We start from the raw sequence: 17,143 nt of genomic DNA on the forward strand, positions 1-17,143 counted from the left end.
TACTTTATGTTTGCTCATTGGCGAGATAACACATTTCTCTTTTCTGCCATCGTGATTGTTGGCGCGGTTGTGGCCTCATGGCTGTTGGACCAATTGTTTGGCTCTACAGCTGCGGTCCTGCTGATTTTGCAGTTAGCAGTTGTGGTGGTGGCGTTTCAATGCAACTCGCGATTCGCTTATGCGGCGGCGGTGATCGAAGCGTTGAGCTTCAACTTCTTTTTCACGACGCCTCGTTACTCTTTGCAGATGTTTCGTCCGGAAGACATTTTTAATCTAGTCGTGTTTATGGTGGTGGCATTTATCACCAGCACCTTTGCGGATCTTTATCGTCGCCAGCAGGGCGAGTTAAAACAAACCAAGCTGCAAAATAGCATCCTGCTATCGGTGTCCCATGACCTACGCACGCCGCTAGCAACCATTATTGGAACACTGACCACACTCAACGAGTACATGCCCAAGCTCAAAGACTTAGAGCGCAAAGAATTGCTCGACAGTGCGACTTCAGAAAGCCACCGCTTGCATCAATATATCGAGAACCTCTTACAGGCGACTAAGCTCCAGCATGGCACATTAAAAATTACTAAAAAAGATGAGCTGATTGCGGATATTGTGCGGGATGCGGTTTCTCGTTTGCCGAATTACACCGAGAAAGTATCCATGAATATGGATGATTCCGTTGGTTATTTATCAGTAAGTCGTTCGCTTATCGAACAAGCGATCTTCAATGTGTTGGATAATGCCATGCGATTTTCGCCAGAGAATGAATCTGTTGAGGTTTCTCTTTCTAAGCAGGGTTCGTCGTGCGTGATTGATGTTCGGGACATGGGGATTGGCATCAAAGCTGAAGATGCGGAAAAAATATTCAGCCTTTTCTATTCCGGCGCGAACAACAAATCGGCCGATTCAGGCACCGGAATGGGACTCGCGGTTGCCAAAGGCATCATCACCGCACACCAAGGAGAGATTCAATCTATGCCAGTATCAGAAGGGACGCTGATCCGCATTCGACTTCCACTCAATCAAGGAGCAGAGCAGGCGTGAGTTACAAAGTTTTAGTCGTGGACGATGAGCCTCGCATTCATACCTTTATTCGAATTTCGCTGTCTGCTGAAGGGTTTGATTACATTGGCGCGAGTACCATTGCAGAAGCCAAAGCGTGTTTCGAAGCGCATTCACCGCACGTTATTCTGCTTGATTTAGGCTTGCCCGACGGCGATGGGACGGAGTTTCTCAATACACTTCGTCAGACGTATAAAACGCCAGTGCTAGTGCTGACAGCTCGCGATCAAGAAGAGGAAAAAATCCGCCTTTTAGAAGCGGGCGCGAATGATTACTTGAGCAAGCCTTTTGGCGTAAAAGAGCTCATCGCGCGCATCAAAGTGCTGGTTCGAGATTTGGTTGATGAGCAATCCATCGCTGATGAGCTGGTGGCTGGCCGAGTCAAAATCATCAAAAGTACTCACCAATTTTGGTTGGATCAGAGGGAAATTCCACTCACCAAGAAAGAGTTTTCATTCATTGAACAGTTGATTCTCAAGCCGGGAAAACTCATTGAGCAAACTCATTTGCTAGCGGTGATTTGGGGAAAAAGTCATGTCGAAGATACTCACTACTTACGCGTGTTAGTGAGTCAACTACGCAAAAAACTGAACGATAGTGCTGACGAACAGCGGCTATTAAAAACCGAGCCGGGGCTGGGTTATCGTTTAGTGCTTGAGACGTCCAAGCACCACTAAATTCCAAATTTAATCAACGTTAATGCCAAGGTTTAGTGCTGGTTATCGGCACTCGAACAGGATTCGTGTTGCCTATTTTCCGTGACGGAAAATCAGTCTAGCCCTTAACGCATTAGCATTTTCTATACATAAAACACAGTTAGGGATTGATATGGCTCACTTTACAGTAATTGGTTTAGGGCGATTTGGCGTTGCCGCCAGCTTAGAACTTATTCATCTTGGACACACGGTAACGGGGGTGGATAGCGACCCGAAAATTGTCGAAAAATACGTCGAAGAGTTAACGCAAGCGGTCATATGTGACGCGACAGACGAAGGTGCACTCAGAGAATTAGCGCTAGCGAACAGTGATGTGGTGTTGGTGGCGATTGGCGAAGACATGGAAGCCAGTTTGTTGTGTACGCTGGCGCTTAAAAATCTGGGTGTGAAATCCATTTGGGTCAAAGCTAGCACCAAAGCGCACCACACCATCGTGTCTAAGCTTGGTGTACAACGCATTATTCATCCGGAAGAGGAGATGGGCGTAAGAGTCGCGCAGGCACTCAACTATCCGATGGTGAACAACTATTTAGAAATGGGGCATGGCTTGTATGTGGTGGAAATCCACGTTAAATCCAATCTGCACGATACGCCGCTTTCTAAGTTGATCAGCCGAGGCAGTTACAACATTCAGCCTATCTTGGTGAAGCGCGAAGAAGCCGTCTACACCAATATCAATGATGAGTTTGTGCTTAATGAGTTCGACACGCTGTTGCTTTGCGGTAGTCGCGCTGAGCTGAAATACGTCGCTCCAAGGTTGGTGTAACATGGTTTTGTGGCATCCCTCTATTATCCCAATCGAGCGAAAACCCAAAGCGGGTAAAAAATTGTTGGGCGCACCTCCATTGATACTTAGCCTCAGTTTTGCGTGCTTGATCATACTCGGCACAGTTTTACTCAAACTGCCGATTGCCACCACAGAGCCCATCACTTGGATTCAAAGCTTGTTTACTGCGACATCGGCCATTACGGTGACGGGATTAGTTGTGGTAGACACGGGCACGGCGTTTACGCCTTTTGGGCAAGTGGTTATTGCTTTCCTGATTCAATGTGGTGGCCTAGGTTTGATGACGTTTGCCATCGTGACTTTGCTGGCTCTGGGCGGAAAAATTGGCTTTTTGGAGCGAGCCGTCGCGAGAGAGGCGTTCAACCAAACTGACTCATCGACACTCATTGCCACTGCTAAATCTGTATTGATGTTCGCTCTGCTCGTTGAACTTATTGGTTTTACCATTTTGAGCGTTTATTGGAGTGAAGAGCTGGGCTGGAAAACCAGTTTGTTCCATGGTTTCTTCTACACCATCAGTGCGTTTAACAATGCAGGTTTTGCGTTGAGTGCCGATAGCTTAATGCCTTACGTGGACGACCCGGTCGTTAACTTCACCATTACCAGTTTGTTCATTATTGGTGGTTTAGGCTTCTCGGTTTGGATTGACTTAAAACGCAATCGCCGTTGGCACCGACTTACCGTTTACAGTCGAATGATGATCTTAGGCACGGTGATCATTAACGTGGTGGCACTTATCGCCATTTACCTGATTGAATATGATAACCCCAACACGCTTGCTCCTTTGAGCGAAGCAGGGAAATGGTGGGCATCGTGGTTTCAAGCGGTGACGCCAAGAACGGCGGGGTTCAATACTTTAGCTATCGATCAGTTGGAAGATGCCACAACGGCGATCATTCTGGTGTTGATGTTTATTGGCGGTGGATCATTGAGCACGGCAAGTGGCATTAAAGTTGTGACATTTATGGTGTTAGTCTTGGCAACTTACAGCTATTTGCGTCGCGATGAAGCAACCTATGCGTTTCAACGCGAGATTCCCAAAGAGACCATCAGAAAGGCATTGGCGCTGACTCTGATCTCGGTGGGTGTGACTTGGTTTGCCATATTCACGCTGTTACTGACAGAGAAAGCGTCTATGTTAGACATTATGTTCGAAGCGGTCTCGGCACTGGGTACGGTTGGTTTGTCGCGAGGCTTAACGGGCAGTTTGTCCGAACCGGGTGAGTTAGTGATCATCTTCATGATGTTTATGGGACGATTAGGGCCTCTTACTTTAGCGTACTTCTTAGCCAGCCCAAGAAAGAAAAAAGCGCGTTACGCGAGCACTAAACTGGCAATAGGGTAAATGGGCTAACTCGGAGAAAATGACCAAAAGGCTAGGCATAAGAGGAGTAACTGCTCCTCTTTTTTGTGCTCTTTGTAGCCACGAAACTGTATACGGTTGCCTCTCTCACAACAATTTATGATTCATCTCTATTTTTTATCATTTATAAATTGTCGTTTTTGAGGTGTTGTCCAGAATGGCATTATCCACGTGCAACATAAGATTGCCGGGAATAAAAATAATTACAATACTGCCTTACTGGAAGATACATGAAAATCAAACCCCTCCCACCTTTAAATAGCCTCGTTGCGTTTGAAGCGTCGGCGCGGCACTTGAGTTTTACGTTAGCCGCTGATGAGCTAAACGTGACCCAAGGTGCTATCAGTCGCCAAATTAGACAATTAGAAGAATACTTAGGCAAGGCTATGTTCACGCGAGCCAATCGAAGCATTAACTTAACGCCTACAGGTCTTCAATATTATCAAGCCGTCAGCCAATCTTTGCTCGATATTGCTCAAATCACGGGTGAAGTGAAGAAGTGGCAGGGCGAACAAAAGATCACGGTTGCGACGACAAACGCAATGGCCGCTTTGTGGTTGTTGCCTAAGGTCGCTCAATTTCAAAATGAACATGATGACATCGATATAAGGATTTTGGCCTCAGATAATGTGTTGGACTTACGCCGATTAGATTGCGATATCGCATTGTTTTATTGTCGCACTCCACCTGCGGAAATGGATGTGACAACGCTATTTTCAGAAGAAGTATTCCCTGTGTGTAGCCCGCTTTATTTAGAGAAAATCGGCCAGCCTAGTGAGCCAGAAGAAATCTTCAATAAAACGTTACTCTATCTGGAAGAGTCTCAAAGAGACTGGGTGAATTGGGAGCAGTGGTTTGCGAGTGTAGGGTTGCCAAATATTTCGCCTCGTAATCGCATGAACATCAACAACTATCCAATGCTGTTACAAGCGGCAATTAATGGTCAGGGCATCGCGTTAGCTTGGGGCTCATTAGTGGACGACTATTTACAAAGCGGTGCTTTGGTTAGGCCAGTCGAACACGTTCTTTCAACTCCCTCTAATTTTTCTATGCTTGAACCTAAAAATAGAGGTTTAATCCCAGCAAGCGTCAAACGTTTTAGAGAATGGCTTTTGCATCAGTTGCCAGATGAAGTGGGTGACCGAGGCCTAGCCTAAATCAATAAGCAGAGAAAATAACAGAGTTTGGTCATGTTAAAAAAGCGGGAATATCAGTTCCCGCTTTGTTTGAATTGATTGGATGAAATGACGCACTAAGTGAGTGCTGGTCCTTGATTGAGTGTCGAATCATCTTTCAGCGAGGATGCTGAAGTAATAGGTTCAGAAGCTACCGTTTTGCTTTCAACAAGCGGTTCAACAGGACCATCAAGTTTCTCTTGCTCTGGGTGAACATGCTCAGGAAGCATTGCCCATGGCTTAGGTTCGCGTCGAATACTATGGAACAGCGTTAAGCTCATTACCGCGATAAAAATGGCGATAGGGAAACCGGCAATAATGGAAGCCGTTTGCATTGCTTTTAACCCTCCTGCATATAGAAGCACTCCCGCAATGGCAGCGATCATGATTCCCCACAATACGCGTATAGACGTAGGAGGTTCACTGTGTCCAGCGGCATCGAGGGTACATAGAACTAAGGTACCTGAGTCAGCAGAGGTAATGAAATAAGTACCGAGTAATAAACACGCAAGTACGCTAAGTAGTTTACCAAACATACCTGTATCTAGATTGTCGAATAGCGTAAACAAAGCGCGTGTCGTATCGGCTTTAGTCGCTTCAAGAATCGGGCCGCCAGAAAAATCCGCAGGTGGTGTTTGTTTGGCTTCTTGTGCCGCAGTGACTTGCTCTTGATGAGCAACACGAGCGTCTTGCTCTACCTTTAACGCTGCGCCACCAAATACTGAAATCCATAAAAACGTGATCAGCGTAGGAACTATGAGAGCACCACCGATAAGCTCACGTATTGTGCGCCCTTTAGAGATACGAGCTACAAACATGCCAACGAAAGGTGCCCAAGTCATCCACCAAGGCCAGTAATAAGCCGTCCACCAGTTTTGCCAGCCAGAGTCATTCTGTGCATCGCTCCATAAGCTCATACCGACAATGTTTTGTGCATAAAGCCCCGTACTTTCGAGTAGCGTATTTAAGATATAGCGAGTAGGGCCAATGTAAAGTACGACCAGCACGAGTGCGAGTGAGAGCAGCATGTTCCATTCTGATAAACGGCGAATACCTTTCCCTACACCAGATAGCACCGATGCAACCGCACAAGTACAAAGGGAAACGATAATAAAGAGTTGAATCCCCAAACTAATGTCTAGACCAAAGGCTTGATTCAAACCAGAGTTTATTTGGATAACTCCCATCCCCAAGGTTTGAGAGATACCGAAAGCAGTCACCGCGACTGTTAGGATATCAACCGTGTGCCCGATAGGCCCATAAATACGATCGCCAATCAAAGGGTACAAGATAGAGCGTAGGGTAAAAGGCAGATCTTTACGGTAGGAAAAGTAGGCTAATGCGAGTGCAACAATAATAAAGACAGACCAAGGATGTAGACCCCAGTGAAAGAATGTCAGTTTCATTGATGTTGTTGCGGCTTCATTGGTCAGGCCTTGAGTAAATGGGTTGTCAGCGTAATGCCACATCGGTTCGGCGACCGACCAGAAAATTAAGCCTATCCCCATGCCTCCGGAAAAAAGCATGGATACCCAAGACAAATAACTAAACTCTGGTTTTTCGTCATCTTTACTCAAACGAATATGTCCATATCGACTAACCATAAGGTAAAGAAGAAAACCGACAACGAGTGAAACAAGTCCGATGTAAAACCACTTCATATTCTGCAGCAAAATGCCGGAAATCGTTTCGAAGTATTGGCCCGCTTGGTTGGCGAGAATGGCGCAGAAAAGTACAAAACCGATAACGACGATCTTTGATGCGATTGTCACAGTCGGATTGAGTCCTTTCAATATCCCAGATGTTGCTCTCATAGGCATCCCTCACAGTGCTTTTGTTTTAGCGTTATCGTTTGTTGCGTTATTGTTAATTTTTGAAAGAGAGTAGAGAGAGGGCTTTTGTGTTTCAACTGATTAATACTCATCGGTTAATGAGTATTAATCATGACAAGAAGAACCTTGTTAATTAAAAGGTTATTTTGTTGTTTGAGATCAATGCACGAATGACAAAAACTCATCCAAACCCGGCAAAAAAGTCGTTTGTTTGTTGCTGAGTTGTTAATCAAAATCATCTCCATTAACACAACACGATGTTGTACGCACTGGATGCAACTCGACTCTCGGAGATAAGAATATGAGCAATGTCAACCAAACCATTATTCCTGTTGAACTTGTTGATAATGTACTGAACCCAATCAGCGAAGCAACAGGAATGCCGAATCAGGCCTACACCAGCGAAGAGTATTTTACTTTTGAGCGTGATCAGGTGTTTGGTAACACTTGGGTATGCATTGGTTTTGCATCAGACCTGCTTAAAAATGGTTATGTGATGCCACTTGATTTCATGAACCTTCCACTACTCATGATGAGAAATCGTCAAGGTGAAGTCCAAGTCTTCCACAACGTATGTAGCCACCGAGGTATGAAGCTGGTGCATGAAGCGGGCGAAGTTCAAGGCATGATTCGCTGTCCTTACCATTCATGGACGTACGATCTTGACGGCAATCTAAAAGGCACACCACACATCGGTGGTATCGCAAAACACAAAGATGATCGATTTAAGTGTGAAAAACACGGCCTTAAGCCACTTCGTTCAGCCGTTTGGATGGACATGGTATTTGTCAACTTATCGGGCAATGCTGAAAGCTTTGAAGATCATATCGCGCCGCTAGAGCAACGTTGGCAGCAATTCTTAGGTGAAGATGGGTTAGGGCTTCTTCGCCGCGTGAACATGGGTGGCAACTTAGAGATCGAAGTGAAAAGTAACTGGAAGCTTGCCGTAGAAAACTACTGCGAGGCTTACCACTTACCTTGGGTGCATCCGAGTTTGAACAGTTATTCTCGCCTAGAGGATCACTACAACATCATGTTTGCAGAGCGCTTTGCTGGTCAAGGTAGTCTCGCGTACAACCTTTCAGATACAGCAGGAACACACTTACCTAAATTTCCAAGCTGGCCAGAAGATAAACTGCGTCATGCAGAATACGTTGCACTCTTTCCAAACGTGTTGCTTGGTATTCAAGCCGATCATGCCTTTGCAATGATGATTGAACCAATCACTGCGAATAAGAGTGTTGAGCACCTACGTGTTTTCTATGTGGGTGATGAAGCAACGAAAGATGAGTTTGCTGCGTGTCGTACCGCTACCGTTGAGTCGTGGCGAGTCGTGTTCGGCGAAGATATTGGAGCGGTCGAAGGTATGCAGGAAGGTCGTTACTCACCTGGCTTTAGTGGTGGCGTGTTCTCACCAGAAATGGATGTTCCGACGCATTTCTTCCAAACCTGGTTGGCAAAGCAAGTGAAAGCGGCACTGGAGCAGTAAGATGATGCATTACCTTAATTATATTGATGGTGAGTGGTGCGATTCAGAGCAAGCGCTGACCGTCATGAATCCTGGCACAGCCGAAACGTATGCGACGATTGCAGAAGCCACTATCACCGATGCCGATCGCGCAATGGCAGCGGCACGCCGAGTGGTCAATCAAGGCCTTCTTTCGGACGTTCGTCCCGCCGTCAGAACCGAGTGGATGTTAAAAGCCGCCGCAGCTATTCGTGAAATGGTTGATGAAGGTGGGTTAGTTGCCTGTCGTGAAAATGGGAAATCTTTGCAAGATGCCAAAGATGAGTTTTTAGAGTCGGCACGTTACTTCGAATACTACGCTGGCATGGCCGACAAGCTGGAAGGCACGTCAATTCCGTTGGGTAAAGACTATGTCGACTTCACTCAATATGTGCCGTTTGGCGTGTCAGTGCAGATTGTGCCGTGGAATTTCCCTGTCTCTATTTGTGCACGCTCATTGGCACCTGCATTAGCCGCAGGTAACGCAGTGGTGATCAAATCGCCAGAGATTTCTCCACTTGCCATGACGTTGTTGATTAAAGCGATTGAAAAAGCGGGCTTCCCAAAAGGCACGATTAACTTGCTATGTGGCAAAGGCTCAGTCGTTGGCAGTCATTTGGTGCAGCACCAAGAGGTCGATCAAATTGTCTTTACGGGTTCCGTTCCAACTGGCCAACGCATCCTGCAAGATTCAGCGCAACGCGCTACTCCATCGGTGATGGAGCTGGGTGGTAAATCGGCTGCTATCGCACTGAAAGATGCGAACCTTGAAACACTTTTGAAAAGCGTTCAGGTCGGTATTTTCTTTAACGCTGGTCAAGTGTGCTCGGCAATGTCTCGTTTGCTGATTCAAAAAGAGCGTTATGAAGAAGTAAAAGCGGCGGTAGTGGAAATGGCAAAAAGCCTAACTATTGGTCAAGGCGAAAGCCAGCCGGACATCACACCGTTGGTATCTGCTGATCAACAAGCACGCGTGCTTGAAATGATAGAACAAGCAAAAGCCGACGGCGCGAATATCCTAACGGGTGGCTACGCACCTGATTTATCGGGTTACTTTGTGGCACCAACGGTGATTGAAGCCTCACCAGATATGCGTATTGCTCAAGAAGAAGTGTTTGGCCCTGTACTGGTGATTACACCGTTTGAAACTGAACACGAAGCGATCGATATCGCGAATGGCACTGATTTTGGCCTGGTTGCTGGTGTCTTTGGTGAAAGCCTAAACCAAACATTGCGTGTGGCACAGCAACTGCGTGGTGGACAAGTGTTCATCAATGAATGGTTTGCTGGTGGTATCGAAACACCATTCGGTGGCGTGGGCTTGTCCGGGTTTGGGCGAGAAAAAGGACAAGAAGCGATATATAGCTACGTCCAGACACGCAATATTGCCATTCGTTTGCAACAAGACGGCGACGTATAGCTACCGTGTAACTCGATTTTCATCACCTCGTACCGACTTGGATTTCAGACCACAAGCTCGGGCGAGGTTGATGAAATCGCTACAAATCTGACAGGGGTTTGTAAACACGGGAATTCAGAACAAGGTAGTTGGAGTAAAAGTGATGAAAAAGTGGCTCTGTATTATTTGCGGCTTAATCTATGATGAAGCACAAGGTTGGCCATCCGACGGCATTGCACCGGGAACCGCATGGGAAGATGTGCCAGATGACTGGTTATGCCCAGATTGTTTAGTGGGCAAGGCCGATTTTGAAATGATCGAAATCACCGATGATGCGCCAGTAGCAGAGGTTGCTGCGGTGTCTTCGGTATCAGTAGGCTCGGCTGTTCAGCCAAGTACGGCTCAACCACTTCCATCTGAAGTTACTCAACCTGTATTCTCAAATGACCCTATCGTTATTATCGGCAGTGGTCACAGTGGCTACCAACTGGCAGTCGCGCTTAGAGCGCAATCTGAAACGGTTCCGATCACTGTCTTTACCGCTGATGATGGCGCACTGTACAGCAAGCCTGCATTGTCTAATGCACTGGTCATGAACAAAGACGGCGACGCGCTACAAAGTGAAAGCGCGTTGGAGTGGGAAAGCCGTCTCAATATCCGCGTTTACCCGCATACCCGCGTTGAACATATCGATCGTGCCAATTCAACGCTACATACCTCCATCGGTAAATACGCCTACAGTCGCTTGGTACTGGCAACAGGTGCATCACCGATTGAAATCCCAATTGAGGGTGATCGCTCTTGTGTTATGAGTGTGAACGACTTAGTTGATTACCGCCGTTTCAGAGCTCAGCTGCAAGACAAAAAGCGCATCGCAATCCTCGGCGATGGCTTAATTGGCTGTGAGTTCGCGAATGACCTGATCGAAGGCGGCTATGAAGTGACAGTTATCGGGTTAGGTCAATGGCCAATGGAGCGTTTGATCCCGCAACAGTTGGGTGAATCATTACAAAGCGCACTTGCAGATCGAGGCGTGCAATGGGCTCTACAAGACAGTATCGCCAGAATCGAGCCAAGGTCCGAATCAAGCGCGGTTTTGCATCTAAACAGTGGCAAGCAGATTGAAGCAGACCTAGTGCTAAGCGCGGTTGGGCTCAAGCCCAATGTATCGCTGGCTGAGCAAGCAGGCCTCGAAGTGGGCCGCGGCATTAAAGTGAATCAATTCGGCCAGACGAGTGATGAGAATATTTACTCGCTAGGCGACTGTGTTGAAACGGAGCAAGGTTGGCAGCCGTATATTGCGCCGATTAATCAAATGATTCCTTCCGTAGCGAAAAGCTTGCTAGGCGATGTCGCGTCAATCTCGTTAACGCCAACTCCTGTGATTGTAAAAACGCCGATTCTTCCACTCACTATTTTCCCGGTTGCCCCGAACGAACTGGGACAATGGTACATCGAGAGTCAGGCAGATGAATTGACCGCTGCGTTTTATTCTCCTGAGGGAACGATGCTTGGCTTTGCGTTGCTAGGAAGAAAAGTACAGTCATTACGAGGTCCTTGGCTAGATCAATTGTCATTGAAACTGTCAGCAGCGTAACGGAGAAAGAAGATGATTCATTTACCCAATGATGATGCAACATGTGGTTGGTACCATGCGTTGCCAAGTATTGCAGAAAAACCAGCGTTAAAAGGTAAACAAACTGCTGACTATGCCGTGCTAGGCGCCGGTTTCGCTGGACTAGCTATGGCAAGGCGTTTAGCTGAGCTTCAGCCTAACGCACGAATTATACTGATTGATGCGCAACGTATCGGCCAAGGGGCGTCAGGGAGAAATTCGGGCTTTGTGATCGATTTGCCTCATAAGTTTTCACTTGAGCATCCCGATCCTGAGCACAAACAAAAGTTATTATCGCTCAACCGTTCTGCGATTGCTCAGCTAGACACTTTAGTGTCGAAGCACAGTATTTCTTGTCAATGGTCAGCAAAGGGCAAATATCAAGGAGCCGTAGGGGCGCGCGGTGAAGCGTATCTCGATCACTTTGAGCACCTAATGAAAGACCTTGGCGAACCATACTTCCATGTTAATGGCAGTGAGCTGGCGAAAGTCTTAGGGACAAATTACTACAGCCGCGCAATTTACACGCCAGGTGGTTATTTAATGCAACCTGCTGCTCTGGTGCGTGGGCTAGGGGAAAGCCTTCCAGAGAATGTCGAGGTGTTAGAAAACTCGCCAATCCGCAAACTCAGTAAAGAAAACGGTTACTGGGTATTACATGGAGATAGTGGTTCTGTTGAAACCACTGAACTGTTACTTGGCACCAGCATTTTTACTCGTGAGTTTGGTTACCTTAAAAACAGATTACTGCCAGTGATGACGTTTGCAAGCTGGACGCGTCCATTGACCGACGCAGAAATGCAACGATACGGAGGTGAGCTGAATTGGGGTTTAACTCCAGCAGATCATGCGGGAACGACGTTACGTATGACCGCCGATCGACGTATTTTGATCCGAAATACTTACAAACACGTGCCGAAATATGGCTCAAGCATGAACGATAAAGTCAGAGAGCAAATCCGAGACGATCATCGTCAAGTCTTTTTGGCGCGTTACCCCGAGCTGGCCGACGTACCATTTACTCACACATGGGGTGGGGTATATGCCATCTCTCGTAACTTTACTAACTTTTTTGGTCAATTAGATGAAGGTGTTTATGCCAGCGCTTGTGACAATGGTGTTGGTGCCGCGTGGGGAACCATTTCTGGAACGCTGTTAGCTGACTATGTCGTAGGTGCGACATCTAAATCATTGGATGACATACAGCAAGTGACAGGGATGCCTTGTTTGAATCCGCCAGAGCCTTTTTTAGGTATGGGAGTAAAAACGCGTATCCAATTAGCAAAATGGCAAAGCAGGAGTGAGTTATGAAGCAAGTCAAACTCGTCGATAGTAAAAACCTAGATTTTAATGTTCGTGGTGATACGCCGGGAATGGCGTACGTAGCCCGAGCGTTAAGCCCTGAAATTTCACCAAACATTGGCGTAGGCTTTGCTAAATGGGAAGGCGCTCAAGTGGCTTGGACGGTGCTTTATGATGAGGTTATTTTTGTGATTGAAGGCTGTTTCGAGCTGACCGCAAATGGTGAGACACATTTTGTGCACCCAGGTCAGATGCTATGGATCCCGGAAGGAACCGAGCTGGTTTATGGTGGGCATGCTCTATTCGGCTACGTGGTTCATCCAGGAAACTGGAAAGAGCTACACGGGATTGAATGATTTGTTTTACAGACGAGACAACGACTTGAAGTTCTACTCGTGCTAAATCAAAAATCGTTCACAGTGTATGTGAGCCAAATCAACTCGCTCGTTAAGGGCGTGTCACCGAAGCCTCCTTCTTGAAGTCATTAGGGTATATACATCAGTTTTAACGATAGCCATATCGAGATGCTTGGTATGGCTTTTATCGTTAAGGATAATAATCTCATTGGATCAAGGGGTATATAATCGTTAAATTGCACTTGCGACATCTTTGCGCTGTGACTGGCAATTCAAACTATTGTTTTAGCCAATAGAAACACTAAAAATTATCCACCAAATAATACGTTACTGAGTCTGGCCGTTGCATTTACGGCTGCCTATTTCGCAGCCGATGATTATTACTTAATATAAGAACTCACCATGCACACTCGTCGTGAACGCGTATTTGATCCCTTTCATCGTCTAACGGTATTTACAGATAAATGGCGACTTGGATCTAAATCTTATCTTACTGATCTCGCTTCTATTGCCTTATTGCTGTTACCGCTGACGCTATCTAACGCACTTGCCATCTTTTTGGGTCACGCTTCTAGAATCCTAGGGGTGTCAGAGGTTTCTCAGTTATTGTTCCATCTTTCTGATATTTTAATCAACTTGTATCCCACAGCGTTTTGCATTGTGGCTGGTTACTATTTATCGCATAAAGTGAACGTGTCGAGCGCGATTATCATCATTTATTCGTTGGTCATGTTCTATTTAATTTCAATAGAGAATGACAGCCTTTCTAGTAATTACATGTTGCCGAATAACCCGTTATTAGCACTCTTTAGTGCAACGGTGTCATACGTTTATTGTAAAAGTTTCCGAATTGAGCTGCTTGATCCTCAAGCAATGGACTTCTCTTCTCGTCTTTTTAAAGATGTCTTACATTTTTTCGTATTCGTTTTATTTGCGGTTAGCTTATCTCATGTCACCGCAGCGGTGATGGATGCTTTTACTACAACAGTGGCTGGACTTAACTTTGATCCGCTGACGTTCACAGGAGGATTATTTTATCAATCCATCTTGAGCTTATTAGGAGCGGCGGGCATTAATGGTCATAACATGTTGTTTGCCATCAAGCAGCAAATATACGCTGCGACCGAAGCCAACATGGCTGCTTGGCAAACAGGCGAAGCGTCGCTTAACGTCATTAGCCAAGGTTTTTACGACGCATTTTTATCCATGGGCGGGTCAGGGAATAGCATCAGTTTACTCCTGTGTCTGTTATTGTTCGCTAAAGAGCGCAATCATATTTTACTGGCATTAGCGGCAGCACCATTGGTGATGTTCAACATCAATGAAGTGCTGCTATTTGGCTTGCCTATCATCTTTAACCCTATTCTGGTCGTCCCATTTGTATTAGTACCGCTGGTAAGTTTTATCATCACCTACTGCGCGATTGCTTCCGGCTTAATTGCGCCTGTTGAAAATATTGTGAACTGGATGACACCGCCTCTGTTGAGTGGTTATGTTGCAATGGGGCATCAGGTCCAGGGGGCGATACTTCAACTGGTGGTGATTGCGATTGGTGTACTAATTTATCGACCTTTTTATCTAGCCTATGCAGGCAAATATGTGGGGCAGCTTGGTGTAAGTAATACTTACAATGGTTTAGAACAATCCCTATTTAAATCACTACTCAGTAGTGTGAAAGATGCGAACACATCGAGTATCAGCAAGTCATCCGCGCAGAAACGTTTAACTTCCATTCTTCGTGAAGGCGAGTTGGTGATGTTTTATCAAAAGCAGCACTCAACAAAGGATGCGGAACAGTATTCTTACGAAGCGCTTATTCGATATAAAGATGAAGATGGAAACTTACTTTCACCAACGTTTATTGAAGATTTTCATCGGTTAGATGCCATGCCACTGCTCGATAAACTAGTACTCGAAAAGGTGTTGTCGGATATGAAGGAAATGGGATTATCTGAGCAGCGAAGAGTGGCCATTAATGTTTCTGTTGCTACCATTCAACAAGTGGATTTTGTTCAGCATTTACAAGGCAGGTTGGTCTATTTTGGAATCCCGGCTGAATGGCTTGAAATTGAAATTACTGAAGAAGCCGTATTAGACAATGAAGTTTCTTTAACTAGCACCATGAAAGCTCTACAGAGTATGGGAGTTCGTATCACAATGGATGATTTTGGTACGGGCTACGCATCGTTTCCTCATTTGTTCAAGTATCCATTTAACAAGATTAAGCTAGACAGATCGCTGCTATTGGACGCTAACGATCATCGTGGACGTCAACTGTATCGATTGGTTGCTAAGTTAGGACATATTGCAAATTGCGAGGTCGTAGCGGAAGGGGTGGAAACGCAGTCTGACTATGACTTTGTGCGGTCAAGTGGGGTTGATAAAGTTCAAGGGTTTTACTTAGCAAGGCCTGTACCTTTGGATGAGATTATCCTTCGACGTGCTTAACTAACGTGCAATAAAAAGGGAAGCGATGGCTTCCCTATAGTGAGTCTTGTTTTGACTTAGTTAGCTCTTATTTGAACTCAAATTTACCCTGCATGATCGCCCAGTGACCAGGGAACGAGCAGAAGAATGAGTAGTCGCCGCCAGCTTTCATTTTTTCAGTGCTGAAAGTAATGCTGGTGCTTTCACCGCCGCCAATCACTTTTGTGTGAGCGTATACACGGTCGTCATTTGGCTTCACGTAATTGTTTTCTGCACCTGCTGCCATGCCGTCCGTACCTACTGCTTGTAGATTAGCGGTATCTGCGATAACGACGTTGTGACCCATTGATTGTGCAGGCATTTTACCTGTGTGGTTTAGCGTCAGTTTTACTTCTTTACAAGTGGCTGGAACGCTCAGTGTTTTAGTAGAAAACTGCATCATATCGTTAGCATCTAGGGACACTTCACACTCGGCACTGGCTTGGGCACCAAAGCTCATTCCTACTAATGCGAAGGTTGCTGCTAATAAACGTAAAGACATATAACACTCTCCATTTTATATTTTGGGCTGACTTGGATTAATCTCATCCAATAGTTCTCATTATCAGCCAATTTTCACTCGAAAAACGTGCTTCAAGCGGTATATTGACGTTTTGTTGCAAAGTTGTACTGGTTAGTTCCACTATTTGATCACTCATAGGCCCTATTTCATGCGATGGCGTGAGGTAAATCAAAAAAGAAAGGAACACGCCCCGTACAGAGATAAGGTCTATCTTATTAAGCTTTGGAGCAGTATCTTGGCATTTATTAGAAGTAGATTAGAGAAGGTGAGAGGAGAGGCTCAAGCATAAAAAAGCTCAGCCAAATTGCTGAGCTTTAACAGTTAGAGCGGCAGTTTACGTTTAGCGATTTTGCTTCAACGCATCTAACGCTTCATGTAATGACGGCACGATGGAATGACCAAATTGTTTTACCTCTTCGCAAGGTTCAACTAAATCCGGAATCTGATAAGTAACCATATTCGCTGCCACGGCTGCGCGAACACCGTTATTGGAATCTTCAAAGGCCAAACATTGGCTTGGTTCTACATCCAGACGATTCGCTGCCAGCAAATAGATTTCTGGATCGGGTTTGCCGTGGTTTACCTCGCAGCCTGTGGTGAGGTTGTCGAAGTACTTACTCAAACCCGCTAATTCCAGTTTGATTTTCGCCACCTCTTTTGCCGTAGAAGTCGCTACTGCGATTGGTAAGCCTTGTGCTTTCAGCCATTCTAGCAGCTCAACAACACCATTTTTCACTGGGATGGCTTGGTGTTTGACGACAGCATTGTAACGAGTACGCCATTCATGATGCAGGCGGTCTAGGTTCTCACCGTAGGCTTTGCGGAAAATTGCTTCAATACCTGCCGCATTGCGACCAATGATCGACAGGTAAACATCTTCATAAAACGGAAGTTTTTGGACTTCACATGCTTCTTGGAAAATACGCATACAGACGCGCTCAGTATCAAGGAGCAAACCATCCATATCAAAAATAGCAGCTTGGTAGTTCATTACATTACAGACTTTTCGATTGTGATGGGGCATTTTGACATAAGCGAGATAG

Annotated in this window: 14 protein-coding genes; 11 read left to right on the forward strand and 3 right to left on the reverse strand. The window is 45.8% G+C overall.

Annotation, left to right across the window (positions count from 1 at the left end; all coding sequences use genetic code 11):
* Positions 1–6 precede the first annotated feature (6 nt).
* From ACZ5ZC_RS04860 to ACZ5ZC_RS04880, 5 genes are all read left to right on the forward strand, one after another.
* On the forward strand, positions 7–1,041 hold the full coding sequence (locus ACZ5ZC_RS04860; protein WP_193447391.1) for a sensor histidine kinase: 1,035 nt from the start codon (positions 7–9) through the stop codon (positions 1,039–1,041).
* Complete coding sequence (locus tag ACZ5ZC_RS04865) at positions 1,038–1,736, forward strand: response regulator transcription factor (protein WP_053394728.1); 699 nt, start codon at positions 1,038–1,040, stop codon at positions 1,734–1,736. Before ACZ5ZC_RS04860 ends, ACZ5ZC_RS04865 begins: the two co-directional genes overlap by 4 nt.
* Positions 1,737–1,887: 151 nt before the next feature.
* Entirely contained in the window at positions 1,888–2,541 is a 654-nt protein-coding gene (locus ACZ5ZC_RS04870; protein ID WP_464931441.1) for a potassium channel family protein, read from the forward strand.
* Between the two features lies 1 nt (position 2,542).
* Entirely contained in the window at positions 2,543–3,907 is a 1,365-nt protein-coding gene (locus ACZ5ZC_RS04875; RefSeq protein ID WP_145535637.1) for a TrkH family potassium uptake protein, read from the forward strand.
* A gap of 248 nt (positions 3,908–4,155) precedes the next feature.
* Complete coding sequence (locus ACZ5ZC_RS04880; protein ID WP_005392445.1) at positions 4,156–5,082, forward strand: LysR substrate-binding domain-containing protein; 927 nt, start codon at positions 4,156–4,158, stop codon at positions 5,080–5,082.
* Positions 5,083–5,177: 95 nt separating this feature from the next.
* Here ACZ5ZC_RS04880 and ACZ5ZC_RS04885 read toward each other — a convergent pair whose 3' ends face one another.
* The gene (locus ACZ5ZC_RS04885) at positions 5,178–6,914 is read right to left on the reverse strand and encodes a BCCT family transporter (RefSeq protein ID WP_464931442.1); all 1,737 of its coding nucleotides are present in this window, start codon (positions 6,912–6,914) and stop codon (positions 5,178–5,180) included.
* A 319-nt stretch (positions 6,915–7,233) separates the two neighbouring features.
* Between ACZ5ZC_RS04885 and ACZ5ZC_RS04890 the strand changes: the two genes are divergently transcribed.
* The 6 genes from ACZ5ZC_RS04890 (at position 7,234) to ACZ5ZC_RS04915 (ending at position 15,559) form a co-directional block, all read left to right on the forward strand.
* The gene (locus tag ACZ5ZC_RS04890; RefSeq protein WP_005392447.1) at positions 7,234–8,421 is read left to right on the forward strand and encodes an aromatic ring-hydroxylating oxygenase subunit alpha; all 1,188 of its coding nucleotides are present in this window, start codon (positions 7,234–7,236) and stop codon (positions 8,419–8,421) included.
* Between the two features lies 1 nt (position 8,422).
* On the forward strand, positions 8,423–9,859 hold the full coding sequence (locus ACZ5ZC_RS04895) for an aldehyde dehydrogenase family protein (RefSeq protein ID WP_054867496.1): 1,437 nt from the start codon (positions 8,423–8,425) through the stop codon (positions 9,857–9,859).
* 142 nt (positions 9,860–10,001) lie between these two features.
* Positions 10,002–11,435: an FAD-dependent oxidoreductase gene (locus ACZ5ZC_RS04900; RefSeq protein WP_464931443.1), complete on the forward strand. Its 1,434-nt coding sequence runs from the start codon at positions 10,002–10,004 to the stop codon at positions 11,433–11,435.
* A gap of 12 nt (positions 11,436–11,447) precedes the next feature.
* A complete protein-coding gene (locus ACZ5ZC_RS04905) occupies positions 11,448–12,764 on the forward strand; it encodes an NAD(P)/FAD-dependent oxidoreductase (protein WP_074189840.1) in 1,317 nt (438 codons plus the stop codon).
* On the forward strand, positions 12,761–13,111 hold the full coding sequence (locus ACZ5ZC_RS04910) for an ethanolamine utilization protein EutQ (protein ID WP_025768531.1): 351 nt from the start codon (positions 12,761–12,763) through the stop codon (positions 13,109–13,111). The genes ACZ5ZC_RS04905 and ACZ5ZC_RS04910 overlap by 4 nt, the downstream gene beginning before the upstream one ends.
* Before the next feature lie 402 nt (positions 13,112–13,513).
* Positions 13,514–15,559 carry an EAL domain-containing protein gene (locus tag ACZ5ZC_RS04915; protein ID WP_268853525.1) on the forward strand — a complete coding sequence of 682 codons (2,046 nt, stop codon included), beginning with the start codon at positions 13,514–13,516 and terminating at the stop codon, positions 15,557–15,559.
* A 67-nt stretch (positions 15,560–15,626) separates the two neighbouring features.
* Here the strand turns inward: ACZ5ZC_RS04915 and azu are convergent, their stop codons facing one another.
* Positions 15,627–16,079, reverse strand: a complete 453-nt coding sequence (azu, locus tag ACZ5ZC_RS04920; protein WP_005392455.1) for an azurin — start codon at positions 16,077–16,079, stop codon at positions 15,627–15,629.
* Positions 16,080–16,440: 361 nt separating this feature from the next.
* Positions 16,441–17,091, reverse strand: coding sequence for an HAD family hydrolase (locus ACZ5ZC_RS04925; RefSeq protein WP_054867498.1), 651 nt, complete (start codon positions 17,089–17,091; stop codon positions 16,441–16,443).
* Positions 17,092–17,143 lie beyond the last annotated feature (52 nt).

It is taken from the genome of Vibrio sp. JCM 18905 (assembly GCF_055393305.1).

Excerpts from the sequence above, each read along its gene's own strand:
- ACZ5ZC_RS04860 (WP_193447391.1), top strand. The coding sequence starts at position 7 with ATGTTTGCTCATTGGCGAGATAACACATTTCTCTTTTCTGCCATCGTG.
- ACZ5ZC_RS04870 (WP_464931441.1), top strand. The coding sequence starts at position 1,888 with ATGGCTCACTTTACAGTAATTGGTTTAGGGCGATTTGGCGTTGCCGCC.
- ACZ5ZC_RS04875 (WP_145535637.1), top strand. The coding sequence starts at position 2,543 with ATGGTTTTGTGGCATCCCTCTATTATCCCAATCGAGCGAAAACCCAAA.
- ACZ5ZC_RS04880 (WP_005392445.1), top strand. The coding sequence starts at position 4,156 with ATGAAAATCAAACCCCTCCCACCTTTAAATAGCCTCGTTGCGTTTGAA.
- ACZ5ZC_RS04885 (WP_464931442.1), bottom strand. The coding sequence starts at position 6,914 with ATGAGAGCAACATCTGGGATATTGAAAGGACTCAATCCGACTGTGACA.
- ACZ5ZC_RS04890 (WP_005392447.1), top strand. The coding sequence starts at position 7,234 with ATGAGCAATGTCAACCAAACCATTATTCCTGTTGAACTTGTTGATAAT.
- ACZ5ZC_RS04895 (WP_054867496.1), top strand. The coding sequence starts at position 8,423 with ATGATGCATTACCTTAATTATATTGATGGTGAGTGGTGCGATTCAGAG.
- ACZ5ZC_RS04900 (WP_464931443.1), top strand. The coding sequence starts at position 10,002 with ATGAAAAAGTGGCTCTGTATTATTTGCGGCTTAATCTATGATGAAGCA.
- ACZ5ZC_RS04905 (WP_074189840.1), top strand. The coding sequence starts at position 11,448 with ATGATTCATTTACCCAATGATGATGCAACATGTGGTTGGTACCATGCG.
- ACZ5ZC_RS04910 (WP_025768531.1), top strand. The coding sequence starts at position 12,761 with ATGAAGCAAGTCAAACTCGTCGATAGTAAAAACCTAGATTTTAATGTT.
- ACZ5ZC_RS04915 (WP_268853525.1), top strand. The coding sequence starts at position 13,514 with ATGCACACTCGTCGTGAACGCGTATTTGATCCCTTTCATCGTCTAACG.
- azu (WP_005392455.1), bottom strand. The coding sequence starts at position 16,079 with ATGTCTTTACGTTTATTAGCAGCAACCTTCGCATTAGTAGGAATGAGC.
- ACZ5ZC_RS04925 (WP_054867498.1), bottom strand. The coding sequence starts at position 17,091 with ATGAACTACCAAGCTGCTATTTTTGATATGGATGGTTTGCTCCTTGAT.